The sequence below is a fragment of the Sphingobium sp. genome (assembly GCF_049304695.1).
Taxonomy (GTDB): Bacteria; Pseudomonadota; Alphaproteobacteria; order Sphingomonadales; family Sphingomonadaceae; genus Sphingobium.
The window spans coordinates 105,126-127,972 of sequence record NZ_JBAQOK010000032.1 but is presented as its reverse complement, the minus strand read 5'-3'; the positions used below and the strand labels follow the sequence as shown (position 1 = coordinate 127,972).

22 protein-coding genes and 2 pseudogenes are annotated in these 22,847 nt (G+C 61.8%); 15 read left to right on the top strand and 9 right to left on the bottom strand.

The features are described 5' to 3' along the window. The first annotated feature begins 58 nt into the window (after positions 1-58). The 4 genes from WA070_RS04980 (at position 59) to WA070_RS04965 (ending at position 3,829) form a co-directional block, all read left to right on the top strand. Positions 59-793 (top strand): hypothetical protein, encoded by a 735-nt coding sequence (locus WA070_RS04980; RefSeq protein WP_422633041.1) that lies wholly within the window; start codon positions 59-61, stop codon positions 791-793. Continuing rightward, positions 794-2,077 (top strand): hypothetical protein, encoded by a 1,284-nt coding sequence (locus WA070_RS04975; RefSeq protein ID WP_422633040.1) that lies wholly within the window; start codon positions 794-796, stop codon positions 2,075-2,077. Then, positions 2,074-2,988, top strand: a complete 915-nt coding sequence (locus WA070_RS04970) for a hypothetical protein (protein ID WP_422633039.1) — start codon at positions 2,074-2,076, stop codon at positions 2,986-2,988. The genes WA070_RS04975 and WA070_RS04970 overlap by 4 nt, the downstream gene beginning before the upstream one ends. Before the next feature lie 295 nt (positions 2,989-3,283). After that, entirely contained in the window at positions 3,284-3,829 is a 546-nt protein-coding gene (locus tag WA070_RS04965) for a thermonuclease family protein (RefSeq protein ID WP_422633038.1), read from the top strand. 76 nt (positions 3,830-3,905) lie between these two features. Here the strand turns inward: WA070_RS04965 and WA070_RS04960 are convergent, their stop codons facing one another. The 4 genes and pseudogenes from WA070_RS04960 to WA070_RS04945 all read right to left on the bottom strand — a co-directional run bounded on the left by WA070_RS04960 (position 3,906) and on the right by WA070_RS04945 (position 8,049). Beyond that, on the bottom strand, positions 3,906-5,507 hold the full coding sequence (locus WA070_RS04960) for a recombinase family protein (RefSeq protein ID WP_422633037.1): 1,602 nt from the start codon (positions 5,505-5,507) through the stop codon (positions 3,906-3,908). A 35-nt stretch (positions 5,508-5,542) separates the two neighbouring features. After that, a pseudogene (locus WA070_RS04955) lies at positions 5,543-6,181 on the bottom strand (magnesium chelatase domain-containing protein); the annotation flags it as partial. 45 nt (positions 6,182-6,226) lie between these two features. Continuing rightward, positions 6,227-6,931: an RlmE family RNA methyltransferase gene (locus tag WA070_RS04950; protein WP_422633036.1), complete on the bottom strand. Its 705-nt coding sequence runs from the start codon at positions 6,929-6,931 to the stop codon at positions 6,227-6,229. Then, the gene (locus tag WA070_RS04945; RefSeq protein ID WP_422633070.1) at positions 6,928-8,049 is read right to left on the bottom strand and encodes a Ppx/GppA phosphatase family protein; all 1,122 of its coding nucleotides are present in this window, start codon (positions 8,047-8,049) and stop codon (positions 6,928-6,930) included. Before WA070_RS04945 ends, WA070_RS04950 begins: the two co-directional genes overlap by 4 nt. 281 nt (positions 8,050-8,330) lie before the next feature. On the opposite strand from WA070_RS04945, the gene WA070_RS04940 reads away from it, so the two are divergent. The 3 genes from WA070_RS04940 to WA070_RS04930 all read left to right on the top strand — a co-directional run bounded on the left by WA070_RS04940 (position 8,331) and on the right by WA070_RS04930 (position 13,728). Next, entirely contained in the window at positions 8,331-11,663 is a 3,333-nt protein-coding gene (locus WA070_RS04940) for an autotransporter domain-containing protein (protein ID WP_422633035.1), read from the top strand. A gap of 144 nt (positions 11,664-11,807) precedes the next feature. Continuing rightward, on the top strand, positions 11,808-12,674 hold the full coding sequence (gene lgt / locus WA070_RS04935; protein WP_422633034.1) for a prolipoprotein diacylglyceryl transferase: 867 nt from the start codon (positions 11,808-11,810) through the stop codon (positions 12,672-12,674). 70 nt (positions 12,675-12,744) lie between these two features. Further along, complete coding sequence (locus WA070_RS04930) at positions 12,745-13,728, top strand: class I SAM-dependent methyltransferase (protein ID WP_422633069.1); 984 nt, start codon at positions 12,745-12,747, stop codon at positions 13,726-13,728. 12 nt (positions 13,729-13,740) lie between these two features. Here the strand turns inward: WA070_RS04930 and gmk are convergent, their stop codons facing one another. Then, positions 13,741-14,406: a guanylate kinase gene (gene gmk / locus WA070_RS04925; protein WP_422633033.1), complete on the bottom strand. Its 666-nt coding sequence runs from the start codon at positions 14,404-14,406 to the stop codon at positions 13,741-13,743. Positions 14,407-14,475: 69 nt separating this feature from the next. Between gmk and WA070_RS04920 the strand changes: the two are divergent. Further along, positions 14,476-15,045, top strand: a pseudogene (locus tag WA070_RS04920) (DUF2585 domain-containing protein). Here the strand turns inward: WA070_RS04920 and WA070_RS04915 are convergent. From WA070_RS04915 to WA070_RS04900, 4 genes are all read right to left on the bottom strand, one after another. Then, complete coding sequence (locus WA070_RS04915; RefSeq protein WP_422633032.1) at positions 15,042-15,425, bottom strand: hypothetical protein; 384 nt, start codon at positions 15,423-15,425, stop codon at positions 15,042-15,044. The pseudogene WA070_RS04920 and the gene WA070_RS04915 overlap by 4 nt on opposite strands. Positions 15,426-15,474: 49 nt before the next feature. Then, entirely contained in the window at positions 15,475-16,860 is a 1,386-nt protein-coding gene (fumC, locus tag WA070_RS04910; protein WP_422633031.1) for a class II fumarate hydratase, read from the bottom strand. 154 nt (positions 16,861-17,014) lie between these two features. Continuing rightward, positions 17,015-17,821, bottom strand: a complete 807-nt coding sequence (locus tag WA070_RS04905; protein WP_422633030.1) for a DUF1206 domain-containing protein — start codon at positions 17,819-17,821, stop codon at positions 17,015-17,017. A gap of 155 nt (positions 17,822-17,976) precedes the next feature. Next, positions 17,977-18,453, bottom strand: a complete 477-nt coding sequence (locus WA070_RS04900) for an SspB family protein (protein WP_422633029.1) — start codon at positions 18,451-18,453, stop codon at positions 17,977-17,979. 85 nt (positions 18,454-18,538) lie between these two features. On the opposite strand from WA070_RS04900, the gene hisB reads away from it, so the two are divergent. The 7 genes from hisB (at position 18,539) to WA070_RS04865 (ending at position 22,762) form a co-directional block, all read left to right on the top strand. Beyond that, on the top strand, positions 18,539-19,126 hold the full coding sequence (hisB, locus tag WA070_RS04895; protein ID WP_422633068.1) for an imidazoleglycerol-phosphate dehydratase HisB: 588 nt from the start codon (positions 18,539-18,541) through the stop codon (positions 19,124-19,126). 121 nt (positions 19,127-19,247) lie between these two features. Then, entirely contained in the window at positions 19,248-19,874 is a 627-nt protein-coding gene (hisH, locus tag WA070_RS04890) for an imidazole glycerol phosphate synthase subunit HisH (RefSeq protein ID WP_422633028.1), read from the top strand. After that, complete coding sequence (gene hisA / locus WA070_RS04885) at positions 19,871-20,608, top strand: 1-(5-phosphoribosyl)-5-[(5-phosphoribosylamino)methylideneamino]imidazole-4-carboxamide isomerase (protein WP_422633027.1); 738 nt, start codon at positions 19,871-19,873, stop codon at positions 20,606-20,608. The genes hisH and hisA overlap by 4 nt, the downstream gene beginning before the upstream one ends. Further along, complete coding sequence (hisF, locus tag WA070_RS04880) at positions 20,605-21,381, top strand: imidazole glycerol phosphate synthase subunit HisF (protein WP_422633026.1); 777 nt, start codon at positions 20,605-20,607, stop codon at positions 21,379-21,381. Before hisA ends, hisF begins: the two co-directional genes overlap by 4 nt. A 148-nt stretch (positions 21,382-21,529) precedes the next feature. Beyond that, positions 21,530-21,796: a PEP-CTERM sorting domain-containing protein gene (locus WA070_RS04875; protein ID WP_422633025.1), complete on the top strand. Its 267-nt coding sequence runs from the start codon at positions 21,530-21,532 to the stop codon at positions 21,794-21,796. 43 nt (positions 21,797-21,839) lie between these two features. After that, positions 21,840-22,160: a phosphoribosyl-ATP diphosphatase gene (locus tag WA070_RS04870; protein ID WP_422633024.1), complete on the top strand. Its 321-nt coding sequence runs from the start codon at positions 21,840-21,842 to the stop codon at positions 22,158-22,160. A gap of 143 nt (positions 22,161-22,303) precedes the next feature. Continuing rightward, positions 22,304-22,762 (top strand): DUF6869 domain-containing protein, encoded by a 459-nt coding sequence (locus WA070_RS04865; protein WP_422633023.1) that lies wholly within the window; start codon positions 22,304-22,306, stop codon positions 22,760-22,762. Positions 22,763-22,847 lie beyond the last annotated feature (85 nt).

The following is a 22,847-nucleotide window of genomic DNA, read 5'->3' as shown; positions in this document are numbered from 1 at the left end:
CGCCCGGAGGGATGCGGACAGCAGGAGCGCCCTGTTCAAGATTTTGCTGGTCGCGATAGTGGTGATCGCGTTTGGGACAGTCTATTTCGTCGTGGCGTCCTCCAAACAGGATCTCGATGACGAGACTCGTTGCCCGAGCAAGGTGACCAGCGTGACGGTGCTTCTTGTTGATGTCACGGATCCAATGAACACGCCCCAGCGACAGGACTTCTCGAATCAGCTCACCAAGCTGAAGAACTCGATCCCGCAATACGGGCAGCTCATGGTGGCGAAGGTCGATGCGACGAAGGACAGCCTGCTCAACCCTGTGATCATCCGCTGCAATCCCGGAACGGCCAACGACGTCAGCGCCGCCACCGGTGATCCAGACGCCACACAGAGGGATTGGGAAGAGAACTTTGACAAGCCGCTGACGGAGGCGTTCGAGCAGATCGCGACAGCCAGCAATGCAGACCAGTCGCCGATCCTCGAATCCATCCAGTCGGTTGCGCTCACTCAGTTGCAGAAGCCGGGTCAGGAGGCGATTCCTAAGCGGCTCGTCGTTGCCTCGGACCTTCTACAGAACACCGGCGACGTCAGTTTCTATCGTGGATTGCCGGACGCTCGGGAATTCGTTGACGGGGCGACATTCCGACGCCTTCGGACCGACCTTCGCGGCGTCGACGTCGAACTGTGGATGCTCGAACGCAGCGACGCCGCCTCAACCCAACCCCGGTCTCTTGCCGACCTATGGGACAATATCATTGGCGCCGAGGGTGGGACCGTGCGCCGCATTTACAATGTGAGCGGGTGAATGAGCGAGATCGAGACCCATCAGCGGGATCTTCTGGATGAACGCGGCTGGATAGACCGTTGGGGCTTTCTTCTGTTCGCCTTCGGTGGTGCAGCAGCCATCCTCGTCGTGAAGTATATGGGTATCTCCCCCGTCATCGTGGCGGCAGGTGCTGCGGCGACGATGCTGGGATACGCCTTTGTGGTCCGGACATCCGGCACGGGTCGGCTCCGCGGTGATCAGGCAGGCGACAATTGCTATTATCTGGGGCTGATCTACACCCTCACCAGCCTGGCATACGCCATCTTCTTCTTCGACCCGTCCAATACGGCGACGACCATCGTTCAGGGCTTTGGTATCGCGCTGGCCACGACGATCATGGGCCTCGTGCTGCGCGTGTTCTTCAGCCAGAGCAGGGTTGATCTAGTTGAGACGGAAGACACCGCCCGCGTCGAGCTCGCTGATGCTGCCAGTCGGCTGAAGGCGGAACTCCAGGCCATGACCGTCAGCATGAACGACTACGGCCGGGAAACGCGGCAGGCGCTGGTCGAACTGCGCGAGCACATAGTTGCTTCGCTCATAGATGTTCAGGAGCAGGCGACGAAGTCGATCGCCGATGCATCCGCGGCCGCTGGGACCGCTATAAGCACGATGGCGACGAACGCCACCAACACGACGGCGGAACAGGCCAATGCTACGCTCGCCAGCGCCCGGCGTTTCACCGCGGCGACGGAGAAGGTGATCACCGGGATCGAGGAGCATGTCGATGCCATGGAAGACATCCAGGATTCCACCTCCGCCATCGCCCAATCTTTGAAGTCGTTGGAAACCGCAGCGGAGAAAACGCAGCAGAATCTCGGCGAACTTGCCGGCCGGGCTGAGCAGCTTGCGGAAACGCAAGGGGCGCTTGGCGAAACCGGCCGGACGTTGCAGGAGGTCGTCGAGGAGGTGGCGAAGCATATCGCTGAGTTCGATGCTTCCACTACTAGGTTCGAAGAATCACTTACGGCCCGACTGGCTGAGGTAAAGTCAGTTCCTGGCGACATGGCGACGAAGACCGCGGACTCCTTCGCCCGGGCTGCATCAGCTATGGAAGAGCAGTTCCAAGCGATATCCAGGACACAACAGACCTTCACCGATGACCTCTCGCGTAGGGCAGAAGCCAGTCTGGAAACGCTTGAGCAGCACAATGCCGCGCTCGAGCGCGAACTGCACCGGTCCCGTGACAATGTTACCAAGGTCCATGGCGCGCTCGTCGATATGACCGGCACCCTTGTCGATCGGGTGCAGGCGGCCAATACGTGAGCGACCAGCAGCTCGACCTCCGTCAGGACAAATCCTATCGACGGGGCCTCGTCCTCGGCCTCACGATGGCCGAGATCATGATCCTTCTCCTTTTTGTCTTGCTCATGGCGCTTGCCGCGGCGTTGCAGAACAGAGATGCACGAATTCAGGCTCTCGATAGTGGTGGCGCCTCCCAGCTCATCGAGGAGCTGCAACGCGCATATCCCGATGCGAAGGATTCTAGCGATTACTTCAAGGAATTGAAGCGGGCCATCGACGCACGAAAGCATGTCGAGGCTGGCGCTGTCGACAGCAAGCATCTGCTTGAGGACGCCGAGGTTGGACGTCAGGTCAGAGAGGCAGCGGCCGCAAGCGGCGTGAAGGACCCCGAGCGCTTCGTGAAGGAGGTCGTCGCCGCCTCGTCAAAGGGGAGGAAGGGGCAGTGGCCGCCATTCTTCAGCTTGAGCGAGGCCGGCGGCTACTTCTTCGATAGCGGCAAAGCGACGCTCCGTCCGGAGTTCGAACGCAACCTCAAGTCCGAGGTGATCCCGATGCTGGCCCGAAGCGTGTCCGACTATGACGTCGACGTCGTAGAGGTGATCGGGCACACTGACGAGGTGCCGATGTCGGGTTCGAGCAATCTGGACGCCGCGCTGATACCTGCATCAGTGGGACGGACACCCATTGCCGCCCTGCGCTCAACGGATAACGCGGGTCTTGCCATGGCCCGGGCGGTCGCGGTGGTTCACCTGCTGCGAGCTGACCCCCGGCTGCGGAACGTCGCCATCCTGCCAATGTCCGGTGCACAGATGATCGTGCCCGTCGACAAGGTAGCAAATGGAACGGCAAAGGGTGATGACCAGCGCCGTCGTCGCATCGAGATTCGCCTCCGCAAGTCGACGCAGCAGGCGTCGCCTACGATCCGCAAGTGAATCCCATGGATCAGCTCGATGCAAATCTCGGAGAACTCCACCGGCTCGTGCGCCGCTCTGTCGATCACCATGTTGCGGCCGTGCTGCGGGAACGACAGAGACAAACGCCATTCGCTTCGCAGACCCCGCCACCACCTATGCCCGACAGAAGGCAGCTTGTGAAATATGAGCCAGCCTCCCGCCCATGGTTCGCGCGAATGTTCGGCAGCAAAGTCGAATGAGCCGCCGAACGGATAGGCGCGAACGGCGCAGGCGCGATGACCCTTCCAAGAAACGAAAGGGGCAGATAGGCCCTATGGAGCGTCTGGCATTGGTGTGCGTGTCGCTGATGTTCGTCGGGGTATTCGTCTTCACCTATCTCTCCACCGACGCCGGGAGAGGCAAATTCAGCTCGCCTGCCGATGCATCAACAGCGGAGGCGTTCGCCGCTTCCAGCCAAGCTTTCGCATCGACCGATACGCAGCTTGACCTCGGCACGACATCCACGGCGAAAACAAGCGCGAGATTCACTTTCTGCCATACAGGTGGCGGAACCAACTGTGTCGTGGATGGCGACACCGCATGGATCGACGGCGAAAAGGTCCGCATCGCCGACATCGATGCGCCCGAGACGCATCCGCCCCGGTGTCCGTCGGAAGCGGACTTGGGCGAAAGGGCCACTATCCGGCTTGCTGAACTGATAAATAGCGGCCCCTTCGAACAGTTGATGGCTGATAGAGACCGTGATCGATACGGTAGAAAGCTCCGCATTTTGGCGAGGAACGGTAAATCTCTCGGCATGCAGTTGGTGTCCGAGGGCTTGGCGCGCCCGTGGGAGGGGCGACGGCAGCCGTGGTGCTAGTTGAAGGCGATTTTTTTTCGAGCTCGATGCAAGCGACAAATAAACTTGAGCGGGACATCAGAAAACCCACTAAATCCTATTTTGGCATCCACTTGGACCAGGTCATCCCCTTGACGGTGTCAGTCCACTCCTCCCAGCATACATGGATGGTCACGCCGTCATTCGTAAGGATCTCAATCCATGCCGGGTTGTTATAAAATGACATCGCCGTCACCAGCTCGTGGACTGCCTCCATCACGAGTGAGCGGGTTTCGAACCGAACGTCCTCGTCCCCGTCCTCCAGCGTGGTCCTGAGATCAAAGATGCGATTCCGATGCTCTTCTGGGGAAACGGAGCCCCGGGCGACCAGTATGCGACGCTGTAGCTCCATCACGGCCGCGTCATGTCCGTCCACTTCGGCTACCAGAGCCATCCAGCGATCGTTCACCTCTTGCCGACCCGTCCTGATGTAGAGATCGAGGGCGGTTTCAGACTGATCCTTGGCAGCCGCACGTTGGCGGAGCCGTTCGGCCAGCTCGATTTCAAGTGGGCGAAGGGCGTCCGAAGACGAGAAATGCCGGTCCTCCATCGCGTCCAGCAGGATCGCATTCAGAATGCCGTCCTCCCAGAGCGGGTAGTTGAAATGGTGCCCGTTGGTGCATCCGCGGCCGCGCTGGTAGCTGTCGCAGATGAGATAGTCTTCGTTGACCCATTCCCCATTCGCGCGCTGCTTGAGACCCTTCGCCCTGAAGGTCATCTTCGACGAGCAGGATTTACAGACGGCGAGACCCGAGAAGAGGTTCACCAGTCGGCGTCCCCGCCCTGCGACGCGACGGTGCCGAGCGGATGTGGCACGCTGAGCGGCCGCATGCAGATCGGCATCGACGATCTGCGGATAGTAGTTGGGGATCACGTCGCCTGCATTCTGACGAGGCTCGCCTCTCGGCTTGCGCCCTGGCTGGAACTCGCCCAGCACCGCGGGGCTGGCCAGAATCTTCTGAACATAGGATGGATGCCAGCCTTCCGCACGTCCGAACGGCGCTACACCATCTAGGTTGAGTCTGCGGGCTATCAGATTCTTCCCTGCCCCTGAAACCGTCTCCTCGAAGATGCGGCGCACGATGGCCGCCCTGTCCTCTCTGACGACGAACCTGGGCGGACTTCCTTCCACGCTCAGCCAAGCCGGCGCGCGCCTAGTCAGGATGACCTGCTCACCGCGCTCAAGACGGCGTCGCTTCGCTGCCCAGGCCGCTGCAAGACGCGATGCCTTCTTCTCGGACTCCTCGTTGGCGAGCTGCGCCTTCACGACCACCTCGATGATCGCGGCCATGTCCATGTTGTCACGGTCGTAGCAGCGGTCGCCGTCGACGGTCGCCACAACGACGCCGAGCTCGGTCATCCGCAGCATCCACGCGAAGACCCTCTTTGCTTGCTCGCGGGACAGGCGATCGAGCTTTTCCGTCAACAGGATTATCCCGTCCGGGTAAGCGCCCGCCTCAACCTCTGCCACGAAGCCGCCCAACTTTCCGACGGTGGCATGTCTGCCCTTGAACGCAGAGAGCCCATCGTCGATGAGTTGATTGACCACGCGCCATCCCTTACGCGCAGCATGGGCGAGACAATCCTCACGCTGACGCTCAAGGCTGCTTCCCTTGCCTTGTTCAGCGCTTGACCAACGGATGTAAATGATCGCGTCCACAGTGTTATCCTACCGGGTGTAGGTTGCTAATACCTTAGCAGGTTGTGCCCGCCCGCCGCCGCGATCTCGATCGCGCGCTTGGCGCTCTCCTGCCCCTTGACCTGCCGCAGGTCAGCGCCCCGCACCGGCGCTTCGACCGCGCCGGGCAATGGCGGCGACAGCGCCGCCGTTCCCTTGAAGTGATTGAGCAGGCTCAGCAGGTCGGGCGCGGCGACGACTTCCACCTGCCCGGCCCAGGCCGCTTCGGCCCCTTGCGCGGCGGGACAGACCAGACCCATCTCCCGCTCGCCCGCATGGATCGCCGCCAGCAGCACGCCCGGCGACGGCGCGGTCCGCCCGTCCAGCCCCATTTCGCCAACGACGACATAGCCAGCCAGCGTTTCGGCATCGATCACACCCATCGCACCCAGCAGCGCGAGCGCGATCGGCAGATCGAAATGCGACCCTTCCTTGGGCAGGTCCGCCGGGGACAGGTTCACCGTGATGCGCTTGGGCGGCAGCGACAGCCCGATCGCGGCGATGGCATTGCGCACCCGCTCGCGACTTTCCGCAACCGCCTTGTCCGGCAGGCCCACGACGATGAAGTTGGGGAGACCGGGAACAAGCTGGCATTGCACCTCGACGCCGCGCGCCTCCAGCCCCAGATAAGCCACCGTCGATACCGTTGCGACCAAAAGCCCCCGCCTTATTCCCGTTATCCCGCCGTTCGGTAGACCGGATTATTCTTCCAGAAGATCGCCCGCCCGGTCTCTGGCCGGTTCGTCCGGCCGCCCCTTGAAACCCTGCGCCACAACATACCATTCGACGCTGCCCTTGCGGCTGGCGGGTGGCTTCGCATGTTTGATCGACGTGAAATTCTTCTTGAGCAGGACCAGCAGTTCGCCGTCCGTCCCGCCCGCGAACACCTTGGCGACGAAAGTGCCACCTTTGCGCAGATTTTCGACCGCAAACCACGCCGCCGCCTCGACCAGCCCCATGGTGCGCAGATGGTCGGTCTGGGCATGGCCGACCGTGTTGGCCGCCATGTCGGAAATCACCAGATCCGGCGCGTCGCCCAAAGCATCCCGCAAAAGCTGCGGCGCCTTGTCATCCATGAAGTCCATTTCGAACAGCGTCACGCCCGCGATATCATCGGTCGGCAGCAGGTCGATGCCCACCACCGCCGCCTTGGGCGCCAGCTTGCGCACCACCTGCGCCCAGCCGCCCGGTGCCACGCCCAGATCGACCACGGAGCGCGATCCCTTCACGAAATGGAACTTCTCATCCAACTCGATCAGCTTGAACGCAGCCCGGCTGCGCCATCCTTCGGCCTTCGCCTTGCGCACATAAGGGTCGTTCAGATGTCGTTCGAGCCAACGAACCGACTGCGCCGTGCGCCCCTTGGCGGTCTTGACCCGCACCTTGCCTGCGCCCGCGCCTCTCACATCATGCTCCCGTCGCGGTCCATCAGCCCGCGCAATATGCCTTCACGAATGCCCCGATCCGCCACGCCGAGCCGCACAGCGGGCCAGATGTCGAGGATGGATTCCAATATCGCACAGCCCGCCACGACCAGATCGGCCCGCTCGGTGCCGATGCAGGGCAGCTTCTGCCGATCGACGATCGCCATGGTCGAAAGCCGTTCCGAAATCGCCCGCATCGCATCGCACGGCACGATCAGGCCATCTATCGCCTGACGATCATAGCGTGGCAGATTGAGGTGCAGGCTGGCCAGCGTCGTGACCGTGCCGGACGTTCCCAGCAAGCGGATGTTTTCCGCATCCTGCGGCAAGCGGCGGGCGAGCGGCGCAAACGCATCGCGCACCCGCGCCCGCATCCGTTCATAGGCCGCCAGCCGGTCGTCCGCATCGCCATGGTCGAACGCTTCGCTTTCGGTCAACGATACGACGCCCCACGGCGCGCTGACCCAATCCACGATCCGCGGCGCGCCGGTCGTTCCATTGGAATCCACCAGCACCAGTTCGGTCGATCCCCCGCCGATGTCGAAAATCAGCGCCGGTCCATTCCCCGGTTCCAGCAGCGCATGGCATCCCAGCACGGCAAGCCGCGCCTCTTCCTCCGCACTGATGATGTCGAGCGCGATGCCGGTTTCGCGATACACGCGCTGGATGAACTCCTCGCCATTGCTTGCCCGACGACAGGCTTCGGTCGCGACCGATCGCGCCAGCGTCACATGCCGCCGCCGCAGCTTGTCGGCGCAGACGGACAGAGCTGCGATCGCGCGATCAATGGCGGCATCGCTGATCCGGCCGGTCGCCGCCAACCCTTCGCCCAGCCGGACGATGCGGGAAAAGGCGTCGATCACGATGAAGCCATCGGCAGAAGGCTTGGCAATCAAAAGACGGCAATTGTTGGTGCCAAGATCAATTGCCGCATAGGACCGCCGCGCACGCGCGGCCTGAGGCAGGAAGCCCCGTTGTTTCAACGGGGGCGGAATGGCCGCAGCCTTGCTCCCTTCCCCCGGACCGCAACGGGCGCGCTTGCCCGTATAATGGCCGGTCGGGCCGGAACTCTGCGGCGATGGGCGGCTGTGCTGCACCATGGCCGAAACTCGCTTCATATCGCCAACCCCGATGCGGGGCCGGAACTTGCCACCATGCTTAGGCAGATACGCTTCGTTACGCAAGGCGGACGCCCTATGTGCCATGCCGATGCGCAGCCGGATCGCAAAAGGTCGAAGCGGTGCGACAGACAGATAACGGATCGGCGCCAATGCCTGCTGTGTCCATTATGTGACAAGTAACCAGCTTTACGTTCGTATAGATTGTCTTTCCAAATTTACTCGATTAGCTTTCCGGTCAGGGTTCTTGGGGAGTTATCATCATGCACATTCGAAAGAATGGCGCGCGCCTGCTTGCGCACGCCAGCCGCGCTACCTTGCTCGCATCATCGGCCATTCTATCTCTGGGTGTCGCTCCGCAGGCGCAGGCCGTCGTGCCCAATGATGGCCAGACGCCCACGCAAATTCTCGACAGCAGCAACGTCAACGGCGTCGGCCTGATGTATCGCGCCGACGGCTTCGTATGCACCGGAACGCTCATCAATCCGCGCACCGTCATCTTTGCGGCGCATTGCGTGAACGACAAGGCGCCGTCCACCTACAGCACCGTCAATGGCGGCACGCCCGTCGCCTTTGCGTTCGAAAGCAATGCGCGACCGGGCCTCGTCAACTGGCTGAACAACGGATTTCGCACCAACACCGCGATGAACGTCTTCAACGTCAACAATATCAGCTATAATCCAGAATCGCTGGATCCGCCCGCGCTCAGCTTCCTCTATGGCGATGTCGCCATGGCGACGCTCGATACCCCGGCCGCCGATGTACCGACATGGACGATGCTGTTTTCAGCACTGCCCGCCCCCACGTCGATCAGCACGCAGACCGGTACCGGCTATCATGTCACGGTCACTGGCTATGGCCGCACCGGCAGCGGGACGACCGGCCAGAGCATCGGCATCGATTTTCGTCGCCGCGCCGCAGAGAACTTCCTGGGGATGCTGGGGTCGCTTGACGATATCGACGCATTCCTGTTCGGGGCGCCGGGGGGCTATACGCAAAATCTCTACCAGACCGATTTCGACGATCCGACTCGGACCAATCCTTACGACTTTAACATTTTTAAGGATAACGCCCTTCCCGGCGAAGGGGGCACTGCGCCGGGTGATTCCGGCGGGCCGCTGATCCTCGATCGCACCTTCGCCGAAAAGACCATACTGGGCGTCCTGTCGGGCGGCAGCCGTTATTTCACGGACCAGCCGCAAAGCTCCTATGGCGGCTCATCCTTCTACCAGCCGCTCTATCTGTTCTGGGACTGGATTGCCCAGAACAACCCCTATCGCTACGCCACCGCCAGGTCCGGCGATGGCAAATGGAGCGACCCCAGCCATTGGGTTACTGCACTGGACCCCAATTACCGCATCATCGACAGCAATGGCGCACTGGTGAACGGCATACCCATCAGTGCAGGCGCGGGTGCATTCGGCGCAGATGGCGCAACCAAATTCGGCCAGATATGCTACCAACCCACCGATGGGTCGGACGACACATGCTATGATGTCCGCACCGGCGCCCTGACCGTCAACGGTCAGCCTGCGACCGGCAACGCGGTAGCCGCTACCGCATCGACCACGATTTCCGACAGCAGGGGCAAGGTCGAAATGGCCGAGCATAGCGCGACCCCGGCCTCGGTCGATTTGCTGGGCAGTGCGGAGCATGATCCGCAGGCGACCGTCACGGCCCAGGCACTGCCAGCCGCCACGCTTGCCAACGGGCTGCCCGGTGCGACCAGCTTCGTGCCCAACAATATTAATCCCGTCGCAGCACGCGGCGTGATCGGACGCTATTATGACGTAACACTCAGCGCGTCCGGCAAAACGACACTGGACACCAGCGCGCAGGTCGATCGCTTCACCATCAGCGGAGGGGGCGCGACGCTCGACGTGACATCGACGGGGTCGCTGACCAGCCTGATGGACATTTCGCATCTGGCAGGCGTAGTCAACGTCAACGGCCGTATCACGACGCCGGGCGACTATTTCATGCTTTCGGGCCTGTTGTCGGGTGCAGGCACGATACGCACTCCCTTCTTCACCAGCATATTGGGCACGGTCGCGCCCGGCGGCGTCGGCACGATCGGCACGCTAAGCATCGAAGGCAACGCCGTGCTTTCTTCGGGCAATACGCTCCAGATCGATCTGAGCGCGAATGGCCAGTCGGACCTGTTGGCGGTCAAGCGCAATGGCGCGGGCACCGGCCTGGCATCGCTGGGCGGCCGGGTATTGTTCGGTACGACCAACGGCACGGCGCTGCGTTTCGGCAACAGCTATACCTTCCTGACGGCTGAAGGCGGATTGAGCGGCACATTCGCGACGCCGGCCCAGATTTCGCCGATTCTGCGCCCCGTATTCAGCTATGGCGCCAATGCCGTAACCGTGCGGATTGACGCGGGCCTGTATGCCAACGTCGTCAATCTCGGGTCGCAGGTGCAGACATCCTACGCGCAGTTGCTCGACCAGAATCGCAGCCTCTACGCCAACTTTGCCGGGCTGTACGGCCAGACCGACATGATGACGGTCCCCGCGATCCAGGCGACGTTCGAAGCGGCCGCCCCACGCACGGAAACGCTTCGCACGTCGATGGGCGAGGCGCTCAACGACAATATGGCGCGCTTCTACCGCGATCGCCTGACCAAGCTGAACGGCGGATCGATGGGCGGCACGCTGACCATGACAGGCCAGCCGCTGCAACTGGCCGCCTCCAGCCTCGACAATGTCGATCTGGGCATGGATCAGGGCGACACCGGCACGACGACACGCGAAGGCGTGCTGCCCGAAGACGTCAGCGCCTTTCTGGCGGGTGGCTATGTCGATGGCAAAAGCGCGCCGATGCGCACCGCCCTGCCGCTTGGTCGTGACAAGTTCGATGGCTGGTATATAGCCGCCGGCATCGAAAAGGCGTTCGGCGACAACGGCGTGATCGGCCTGTCCGGGTCGTTCAGCGAGTTGAAGGGCAATACAGGCGCAGGCGACTGGAGCCGCGGGCGTCTGTATCAGGGCACGGTCTATGGCGCGTTCGATCTTGGCGGCTTGCGGCTTGATGCCGTGGGCAGCGCGGGGACGCTGGCCACACGCACGCGGCGCGGCTTCGCCATCGGCGCTACCCCGACCACCCTTTATGGCGGCGACCAGCAACTGGCACTGTCGGGCGAACTGGGTCTGGGCAAGACATTGGGCAGCGAGACGTTCAGCATCGTGCCGCGCGCATCCATCCGGGGCGCCTATGTCAGTTCGGGCAATGTCGCGGAATATGGTGGCCCCGCCGCGCTGGTCATCCATCGCCACGCAATCCGCAGCGCGCAGGGACGTCTGGGCGCGACGGCAAAGGCGAATATGGGCGGCGTCAAACCCTATGTCACCGCCAACTTCGTACATGAATTTAACGACCAGCCGGCTTTCTTCCAAGCCAATCTGGTCGGCGGCACGGGCAGCCTCGCGCCGTTTGCGCTGGGTGGGTCGGATCGCAACTGGGGGGAAGTGGGCGGCGGCCTGACCGTCAGCACCGGCATTGCGGACATCAGCCTGTCGGCTGACACGACCGCCTGGCGCAAGGACATCAAATATCAAAGCTACCGCGCATCGGTGAAGATCGCCTTCTGACACTTCGCCTTACGAAATCTTGGAAAGGGCCGCTCTTACCAGCGGCCCTTTTTCATGCCCGCCACTGCGCCTCTTCATCTTCCCCTTTTCTTGCTCTATGGCGACTGCCTTGAGTAACAGGCTTCATGCCAAGGGAACGCCGATTTGATCCTGGACCTTGCCGCCGCCGCATCCGGCGCGATCCGATTTGAAGATTTGGGGCTTAGCCCTGTCGCCCTCGATCTCGGCTTCTTCACGCTGAAATGGTACAGCCTCGCCTATCTGGCGGGTATATTGATCGGCTACTGGTATCTGCTCAAGCTGATCGCGCAGCCCGGATCGCCCATGGCTCGCCGCCACGCCGACGACATGATCTTTTACGCTACGCTCGGCATCATTCTGGGCGGGCGACTGGCCTATGTAATCTTCTACCAGCCCGAAATCCTGCGCAACCCGCTCGACATCTTCAAGCTGTGGAATGGCGGCATGTCCTTCCATGGCGGCGCCGTCGGTGTGTCCCTTGGCATCCTGTATATGGCGCGCAAGGAAAAGCTCAGTTGGTTGCGCATCCATGATTATGTCGCTTGCTGCGTACCCTTCGGCCTGTTCTTCGGTCGCCTCGCCAATTTCGTGAACGGCGAGTTGTGGGGCAAGGAAACCGACGTACCCTGGGGCATCGTCTTCCCGACCGGTGGCCCCTTCGCCCGCCACCCCAGCCAGTTGTACGAGGCCGCGCTGGAAGGCGTGCTGCTCTTCGCCCTGCTCGCCTTCGCCTTCTGGCGCACCCGCGCGCGATACCAGCCGGGCATGTTGGTCGGGCTGTTCCTGCTGGGCTACGGCATCTTCCGTTTCGGCATCGAATATGTGCGCGAAGCCGATTCCCAATTAATCGAGTTTGCTGAGCGCACCGGGCTGCACATGGGCCAGTGGTTGTGCCTGCCGATGATCCTGGGCGGCCTGTATCTGATCGTCACTGCCAAGGGACGCCGTCTGCGTGTGGAGCCGGTCGCAGGCAGCGCGAGTGTCGGCTGACACGTCCAGCCTGAGTGAACGTCTGACCCGGCAGATCGCTTCGGGCGGGCCGATTTCGATCGCGCATTACATGGCCGAGGCCAACCAGCATTATTATGCGACGCGCGACCCGCTGGGTGCCGATGGCGATTTCACCACCGCCCCCGAAATCAGCCAGATGTTCGGCGAACTGATCGGTCTGTGTCTGGCCGACATATGGATGCGCTCGGGTCGCCGCCCCCGGCCGCTCTATGTCGAGCTTGGCCCCGGACGCGGCACTTTGGCCGCCGACGCGCTGCGGTCCATGGAAAGAGCGACGCTGGCCCCGCATGTGCATTTCGTCGAAACCAGCCCTGTCCTGCGCGAACGGCAGTCTGCGCTGCTGCCCCATGTCACGCATCATGACAGGATCGACAGCCTGCCCACTGATCGTCCGCTGCTGATCGTCGCCAATGAATTTTTCGACGCCCTACCCGTCCGACAATATATCCGCGTGGCGGACGAATGGCGAGAGCGCGTAGTCGTGCGGCGGGAGGCAGAGGGGCAATTCCTGCCAGTGCCCGGCTATCGCCGCATCGAATCGGGTCTGCCGCCCATCGCCGCGCAGGCGCAGGATGGCGCGATCATCGAAACGCCGATGGCGGGCGCGGAAATCGCCTATGCACTGGCGCAGCGGATCATGAAGCAGGGCGGCGCGGCGATCATCATCGATTATGGCTATGAAGGGCCGCTACTGGGCGACACGCTTCAGGCGGTCAAAAGCCATCAGTTCGCCGATCCGTTCACCGACCCCGGAGAGGTGGACCTCACCACCCATGTCGATTTCACTGTCATCGGCAATATGGCGCGGCAAGCGGGGCTTCGGGTGTTCGGCACGGTCGGCCAGGGGGCATTCCTGCGCGATCTGGGCATCGACGCCCGCGCCACGCAGTTGATGCAAACCGCCCCGGCGCGCGCGGCGGAGGTCGAACAGGCGCGCGCCCGCCTATGCAATGAAGATGCGATGGGCACGCTGTTTCGAGCGATGGTCTGGACCCATCCCGATTGGGCGGATCCGGCAGGCTTCGGGATGTAACCCGCCGCGCTGTCAGTCTTCCTGATGATAGCGACCCAGCTTGCGGATGAAGCCAATCAGACCGGTCTGACGGCTGCGCTTCATGCGCTCTGCATGCAGGATCGTCTGCACGCGCTGGAAGCAATCGTCGGCGTCGACATTGCACAGCACATAATCATAGCCGTCCCAGTGCGCGATCTCCCCCGCGGCGCGGGCCATGCGACCGTCGATCACTTCAGTGCTGTCGGTGCCGCGCCCGCGCAACCGGCGTTCCAGTTCGTCCATGGATGGCGGCAGGATGAAGATACGCACGACATCGCCCCCGGCGATCTGATGCAACTGCTGCGCGCCCTGCCAATCGATGTCGAACAATACGTCCTTGCCCGATTTCAGCATCGCCTCGACCGGCGCGCGCGGCGTGCCATAACGCTGACCGAACACATGCGCCCATTCCAGGAATTCATGCTCCGCCGTCATATGGCGGAATTCTTCCAGATCGACGAAATGATAATCCTTGCCGTCAACCTCCCCAGGCCGCATCGGGCGTGTGGTGGCGGATACCGACATGGACAGGTCGGGTTCAGCGGCCAGCAATTTGCGTGCGATCGTGGACTTGCCCGCGCCCGATGGGGAGGACAGGACGAACAACACGCCACGGCGCTTGAAGTCAGGCGTTTCGATCGGAATAGTGTCGGTCATGGCCGCTAGTGACGCCAAGCGCGGATTTTTGCAAGAGGGCAGGCGGATCACGCCGGGGAAGCGACATAGATGATAGGCAGGGCACGAACGAACCGGAGAGGGTTTCTGGTCGCCGCGTCGATCGCATTGGCTACCTGCATCCTGTTGTTCCTGATGCACCGGCCGCCGATCTGCACATGCGGACGCGTCGAACTATGGCATGGTGCGCTCGATAGCGGGAACAGCCAGCATATTGCGGACTGATATAGCCTGAGCCACATCATCCATGGCTTTCTGTTCTATGCCGGAACGCAGTGGCTGTTGCGTCGTCGCCCGCAGGGCGTTCGGCTGGCGGTCGCGGTGGGTATCGAGTCGGCTTGGGAACTCCTCGAAAACTCACCTCTCATCATCGACCGCTATCGCACTTCCACCATCGCTCTGGGCTATTCCGGCGACACTATCCTTAATTCGATGAGCGACATCGGTATGATGACGATCGGCTTTCTGTTCGCAGCCCGCATGCCTACTCGACTGACGATCGGGATTGGCATCGCGTTCGAGTTGATAGCGCTTGCAGTCATCCGCGACAATCTGACGCTAAACATCCTGATGCTGACATGGCCAATCGACGCGATCAGGCAATGGCAGGCCCCGCTTTAAGGTTTCGTCACTCTGGCTCCGAGATCAGCGGGGGTTTTGAGATCGGCTGGGGTTTCGCGATCGACCGGAACAGGCTCATGGCTCTTGTCGGTCAGCAGCTTGACGGTGCGCTTGCGATCGACCTCGCGCTTCGCCTCGAACAATTTGCCTGCCATATAGGCACCCGTCACGAACAGCGCGCCAGCTGGGTAACGCATGATCACGCGCTTGGCCCCAGCCCCGGCGATCAGGCCGACGATGCCCTTCTTCCCCGTGCCAGCAGCGACGCGGGCAGCCACTACAGTTGCGCCGATCCGTGCGGCTTTGCGCAATAGTCCGGCCTTTTTCGGCGGACGGATAGTGACGAGCGGTTTGTCGGGGGAGAGCGGGTTCTTCTTCATAGTGGGTTAATGTATCGAACGACCTGCGGTTCCGCCACGATGAAGTCGATCACACCATATTTTCCGGTCGAACCAGCCGGTCGAATGTCGCTTCGTCCACCAGGCCCAGTTCAAGGCCCGCCTGCTTCAGCGTCAGCCCCTTTTTATGCGCATGTTTGGCGATGGCGGCGGCATTGTCATAGCCAATTTCGGGCGCGAGCGCCGTCACCAGCATCAGCGACCGATCGACCAGTTCTGCGATGCGCGCTTCGTTCGCCTCCAGTCCCTCCACGCAGCGCTGCGCGAAACTGTCCATGCCGACGGCCAGCAGATGAATCGACCGCAGAACCGCCGCGCCGATCATCGGTTTGAACACGTTCAGTTCCAGATGCCCCTGCATCCCGCCGACGCTCACCGCCTGATGATTGCCGATGACCTGCGCGGCGACCATGGTCAGCATCTCGCATTGGGTCGGGTTGACCTTCCCCGGCATGATCGAGCTGCCCGGTTCGTTGGCGGGCAGATCCAGTTCGCCAAGCCCCGAACGCGGCCCGCTGCCCAGCAGGCGGATGTCGTTGGCGATTTTGGTCAGCGCGACGGCCAGCGTCGCCAGCGTCGATGACAGGTGAACCAGCGGATCGTTGGAGGCCAGCGCCTCGAACTTGTTGTCGGCGGTGCGGAAAGACAGGCCGGTAATCGCCGCAATCTCCGCCGCAACGGCGACATCAAAACCTGCGGGCGCATTCAGGCCAGTGCCCACCGCCGTGCCACCCTGCGCCAGCGCCATCATGCCGTGCATCGCCGCTGGTTCGATCCGTTTGCGGCTGCGATAGACCTGATGCGCATAGCCGGAAAATTCCTGCCCCAGCGTCAGCGGCGTCGCATCCTGCAAATGGGTGCGGCCGATCTTGACGATATGCGTCCATGCTTTGGCCTTTGCGTCGAGCGCGGCGTGCAGACGATCTAGCGCGGGAAACAGTGCGTTCGCGACCGCCAGCGCCGCCGCGATATGGAGCGCCGTGGGGAAGCTGTCGTTGGACGATTGACCGAAGTTCACACTGTCGTTGGGATGCACCGGCGCCTTGCCGCCGCGCGTGCCGGTGAGCGCTTCGTTGGCGATCCCGGCGATCACTTCGTTGACGTTCATGTTGGACTGAGTGCCGCTGCCCGTTTGCCAGATGACGAGCGGGAACTGGTCGTCATGATCGCCCCGCACAACGGCGGCAGCGGCGGTTTCGATCGCGTCGGCGATGTTGGCGTCAAGCCCATGCTGGCGGTTCACCCGCGCCGCCGCCTGTTTCACGATGGCAAGCGCATGGACGATGCCCATCGGCATGCGTTCCGTGTCGCCAAAGGGGAAATTCTCGATGCTCCGCTGCGTCTGCGCACCCCAATAAGCGGCGGCGGGGACTTCGATCGCGCCGATGCTGTCGGTTTCGGTGCGGGTGTCGGGCATCGGGCGCTCCTGAGTCAAAAATTGGGAGAAGTGTGATGCATGTATTTAGCGCCGCACAACGATGTAGGACAGCGCCGAGTCTGTCAGGGATGGCGTCGCAAGCCCGCATAAATCTGGACAGTCGGTGCCATGAAAACCTATCGCCGGGCCGACTTTAAAATCCCGGCTTTGCAACTCTAATGCGACGGTATCGCGCTTCGATCATACTGAATAAGCCAAAAAGCCCCAGCCCAAGGGCGACCACAGCAAGAATCGTAGCGCCACCCTCCTGCACTCGCAATTGCCGTAAAGCTTCGCCCAGACCGCCAGCACGGTCAGCGTCGTTATTGAGCGCCGCAGAAATCAGAAACCATCCGACAACCGCAAAGATGAGACCGCGAGAGGCATATCCCAGCCGTCCGATCCACCGCACATAGTCAGGCGCAGGAACGTCATTATCCAGTTCGTCGAAACGCGCTTTGTAGGCCTTGTGACCTTGCGCAACGGCGACGAGGATGAAAAGCAATCCCACAATAATCAGTAGGACGACGCCACCGGGCTGGCTCAGCAGCCAAGCCGACCAGCTTTCCGCACTTTGGTCCCCTGGGCTGCCGCCCTGGCTCGCAGCCTGTTTAAAAGCCAGCCGCGCCGCAGCAACGGCCAGCATGATATGCGTGATTCCGCTTACCGCGTATCCCGCACGTTCAAAATTGCCTTTCACATCCCGGCCGCGATTTTCCGGATCGGTTATCGCTTCGGTAAGCCGCCAGACCGCGTAACCGATGAAGCCCAACGCACAAATCGCGAGCAAAATATGCCCCAGTGGCGCATTGACCAACGTTCCTAGAGCACCTTGGTTATCTTTGATCTGTCCGCCGTTTATCGCAACATCAAGGGCAAACCATCCGATCAAAACATAGACAAGCCCCCGTGCCGCAAAGCCGATCCGCGCCAACAATGTCATTCGATCGTTATATGTCATGCCGCCTCCTGTGAGGTGGCAAATGCGCGGTGGCTCCCTACGTTCCTTTTACCGAAACTCTTCCCTCGTTTAATTGACGGCTGGAGGTAGAGCGAGTGGCACAGCGTGGGGTGGGGAATAGATGAGGCGCGGTATTCCCGACCCATCTCCGCTCGTTATTTCTTCTTGCCGAAGTCCACGGTTACGACGTTGGAGCCATCTTCGCTCACGACCTGCGGGGCGTCGTTTTCGGCTTCGTCATGGGGTTGGGGCAGTTCGTCACCCGCCACCTGGAATTGCAGGGCGAAGTTGACGGCCGGATCGACGAAGGCAGTGATGGCGGCATAGGGGATCGTCAGTTGCGCCGCGATCTGGTTGAAGGTCAGGCTGACCTGGAACAGATCGTCATGCACCTTCAGATCCCAATATTTATTCTGGAGTACGATGGTCATTTCGTCCGGGAAGCGCTCGGTCAGATGCTTTGGGATGTCCACGCCGGGCGCATGCGTCTTGAACGTGATGTAGAAATGGTGCGCGCCGGGCAGTCCGCCGGTCTGCTGCACTTCGCCCAGTACGCGGCCGACGACTGCGCGCAGGGCCTCCTGCACGATTTCGTCATAGGGAATCAGGCTGTCGGGCAGGTCATCGCTCATGGGCCAATGTCCTAACGGCGCGAAACAGGGGGTCAACCCCACGCAGGAAGATTGCAAGATGGGAGCCACGCGCTATAGCGCGGCCATGCGCACGGCCGAGATTCACCGCAACACAGCGGAAACCCAGATCGACGTGACCGTCAACCTTGACGGTACAGGTCTCTATACGGTGTCTACGGGCATCGGTTTCCTTGACCATATGATCGAACAATTGTCGCGTCATTCGCTGATCGACATGACTGTTCGCACGGTCGGCGACCTGCATGTGGACCAGCATCACACGACCGAGGACACGGCGATCGCAATCGGCGAAGCGGTGGCCAAGGCGCTGGGCGACAAGCGTGGGATCAGCCGGTACGGGTCGGTCTATTCGCCGATGGACGAGACGCTGACCCGCGTGGCGCTCGACATTTCGGGGCGCCCCTGGCTGGTGTGCAAGCTGCCCTTCACCGTAGCGAAGATCGGCGAGTGGGACACGGAAATGATCGAGCATTTCTTCCACAGCTTCTCGCTGGCAGCCGGCATAACGCTGCACATCGAAAATCTCTATGGCAGCAACAACCACCATATCGTCGAGAGCGCGTTCAAGGGGCTGGCCCGCGCGCTGCGGCAGGCGGTGGAGATCGACCCGCGCAAATCCGATGCGATTCCGTCGACCAAGGGGATGTTGTGAGGGCCAACCTCTTCCCGTTCGGGCTGAGCCTGTCGAAGCCCTCCGCTGAGCGGAGCGAAGTGACTTCGCCTGCGGCTCAGTCGAACCCTTCGACTTCGCTCAGGGCGAACGGATTACCGGCATGACCATCGCCCTGATCGACTATGGCGCGGGCAATCTTCATTCGGTGCATAATGCGCTGCGTCAGGCGGGCGGGCGCGATGTCATCATCACTGCCGACGCCGATGTCGTGGCGCGGGCGGACAGGATCATATTGCCGGGCGTAGGCGCGTTTCGGGCGTGCCGCGATGCGCTGGTGGCTATCCCCGGCATGGTGGAGGCGATGACCGAAGCGGTCGATCAGCGCGCGGTGCCGTTTCTGGGCGTATGCGTGGGAATGCAGTTGCTGGCGAGCGCGGGCGAAGAGTTCGGACGGCATGAGGGGCTGGACTGGATTCCGGGCACTGTGCGGCTGATGGAACCGGCCGATCCCGCGATCAAGGTGCCGCATATGGGCTGGAACGACGTGACGTTGACCAGCGGGGATACGGGTATCGCGGCGCTGCTGGAACCGGGCGAGGCCTATTTCCTGCACAGCTATCATTTCGATGCCGACGATCCCGATCATATCGCCGCTGTCACCGATCATGGCGGCCCGCTGGTCGCCGCGGTCGCGCGCGACACGATCATCGGTTGTCAGTTTCACCCGGAAAAGAGCCAGAGCTATGGCCTTTCCTTCCTTTCGCGTTTTCTGGAGTGGCGGCCGTGAGTTTGATCGTTTTCCCCGCCATCGACCTGAAAAACGGACAGGTCGTCCGCCTGGCCGAGGGCGATATGGACCGCGCCACCGTCTATGGCGATGATCCCGCCGCGCAGGCTATGCTGTTCGCCCAGGCTGGCGCGGAATATCTGCATGTGGTCGATCTGGACGGCAGCTTTGCTGGCCATGCCGTCAATGCGCAGGCGGTGGAGCGGATCGTCGATACCTTCCCCGGCCATGTCCAGCTGGGCGGCGGTATCCGTAATCGGGAGTCGGTGGAGCGCTGGTTCGACCTTGGCGTATCGCGCATCGTCATTGGCACGGCGGCGCTGAAAGACCCCGCCTTCGTCAAGCTGGCGGCGCGCGATTTCCCCGGTGGTATTGTGGTTGCGGTCGATGCGCGCGACGGTTTCGTCGCCACCGATGGCTGGGCCGAAAAATCCGACATGCCTGTCATCGACCTCGCCCGCCGGTTCGAAGATGCGGGCGTCGCCAGCCTGTTGTTCACGGATGTGGGCCGCGACGGGATGCTCAAGGGCTGCAATGTCGAAGCAACCGTCGATCTGGCCCGCGCCACGGACATTCCGGTCATCGCCAGTGGCGGAGTGGCGGGCATTTCCGACATTCGTATCCTGAGCCTCCACGCCGACGAGGGCATCGAGGGCGTCATCACCGGGCGCGCCCTGTATGATGGCCGGTTGGACCTAAAAGCCGCGATGGCGGTGGCGAAGGCAGCGGCGTGACCGTCCGCACCCGCGTCATCCCCTGCCTGGACGTCGCCAATGGCCGCGTGGTCAAGGGCGTGAACTTCGTCGATCTGCGCGATGCTGGCGATCCGGTAGAGCAGGCGAAGCTGTATGACGCGGCGGGCGCGGACGAACTCTGTTTTCTGGACATCACGGCAACGCATGAAGCACGCGGGACGATATTGGACGTGGTGCGGCGCACGGCGGAAGTCTGCTTCATGCCCGTAACCGTGGGCGGCGGCGTGCGCAGCGCTGAGGATGCGCGCGCGCTGCTGCTGGCGGGCGCTGACAAGGTCGCGGTCAACAGCGCGGCGGTGGTCCGGCCCGAGCTGGTCGCCGACATCGCCGATCGCTTCGGCAGCCAGTGCATCGTCGGTTCAGTCGATGCGCGCCGGGTTGCAGAAGGTCGGTGGGAGATATTCACCCATGGCGGGCGCAAGCCGACCGGCATTGATGCACTGGACCATGCACTGCGGCTGGCGGAACTGGGTGCGGGCGAATTGCTGGTCACGTCGATGGACGGGGACGGCACGAAGGCTGGCTATGACCTGGCGCTGACCCGCGCGATCGCCGACGCCGTGTCGGTCCCGGTGATCGCCAGTGGCGGCGTGGGGACGCTCGATCATCTGGTCGATGGCGTGACGAAAGGCCATGCCAGCGCGGTGCTGGCGGCATCTATATTTCATTTCGGTCAACACACTGTTGCTGAAGCGCATCAAGCGCTGGCAGCAGCGGGGATCGCGGTTCGGCAGGCCAAAAGCCCAAAATAGCGCCAGACTGTCGGGTAAATTGACAGTAACCATTTTACGCTCCGCAGCATTAACCCATTCGCGCCGGAAAAACCCGCCAATCGCGCCTTCTGGCATATCTCCTGCACCATTGATGCTGTCTGAAATGAGCAAGCACAGGGGAATGACCATGAAGATCAACAAAATGTTTCTGGCACTAGGCGCAGCGACCATGATGGCAGCGGCTGCGCCCGCCAACGCCACATGGGGGTGCTGGTTCAGCAAGAAGTGCGGCGGCGGGTCCAGTTCGGGCGGCACGAGCAGCGGCAATCCGGGCGGATCGTCGTCCGGCGGCGCGCCAACCCCGGTGCCAGAACCCGAACAGATGGCGCTGTTTGGCATGGGCGTTGCGGTTCTGGCTGGGCGGATTGTGCTGGCGCGTCGCAAGCGCAAGTAAATATCGTTTGACGGGTCGCGCGCGGGACGCTTCTAGAGTGTCCATGCGCGCGACCCTTCACACCCTGGAACATACCATCCGCCAACGGCGGGCGGCGGACCCATCGACATCCTATGTCGCCAAGCTGACCGCACGCGGCCGGGCCAAGATCGCCCAGAAGGTCGGCGAGGAAGCCGTCGAGACAGTCATCGCCGCGATGGAAGGCGACCGGGCGAGCGTTGTCGGGGAAAGTGCGGATCTGCTGTTCCATCTGGCCGTGCTGCTGGCCGACATGGACATCGCGCTGGACGACGTGCTGGACGAACTGGACCGCCGCGAAGGCGTTTCGGGGATTACCGAGAAGGCGTCGCGGCCCGCAGACTAAGTTGACCTTCTTGAAATGCAGGACGGTCTTCCATCGACCATTTGTTGCCGCTTAAACTGGATGGCAACCAAACAGATAGCGGACATCAATTCAAAAGTCGTTCGCTATGCACCGGGATAAGCTCTGGGCGCGCTAGGATGGTCATGTCGCAGTCAAATTTTACCAGTGAACTGGGTCAGGCTATGCAGAGGCCAGACCGCTTAGAACTGGAGCAGCTTGCCCATTTATATTTTGAATGGTGCTTTGCCGAAGAACCGCAACAATATTATGATACCCATTCAGTCCATTTAGACGCTTGGATGGATTTGGGATCCTCTGATCCTGATCGGGCTTTGGCCACGGTTATGATGGCAGCAGCGCAATATAGTGAGCCGAGTTTCCTTGGCATGGTTGCGGCTGGTATACTGGAAGACTTGCTTCGCGATCCATCTTTGGACGTGTTGGACCGGGTTGTGAACGAGGCTAGGAAAACCGCTCGGCTTCGCTGGATGTTAGCGGGAGTATATTCACATGCCATGGCGAGTGGCGCTTGGGAAAGAATAGAGCCACTCATTGTTGGCATGACCTCGGACGACCCGCTGCCGCCCCCTCCATCTCTATAGTTCATAGAGATAGGTGGCTCTGGATGTCTGAATTCTGAAACCTCGGCCTATTAACCGACAGCCCACTTCCCACCCATATCCGACG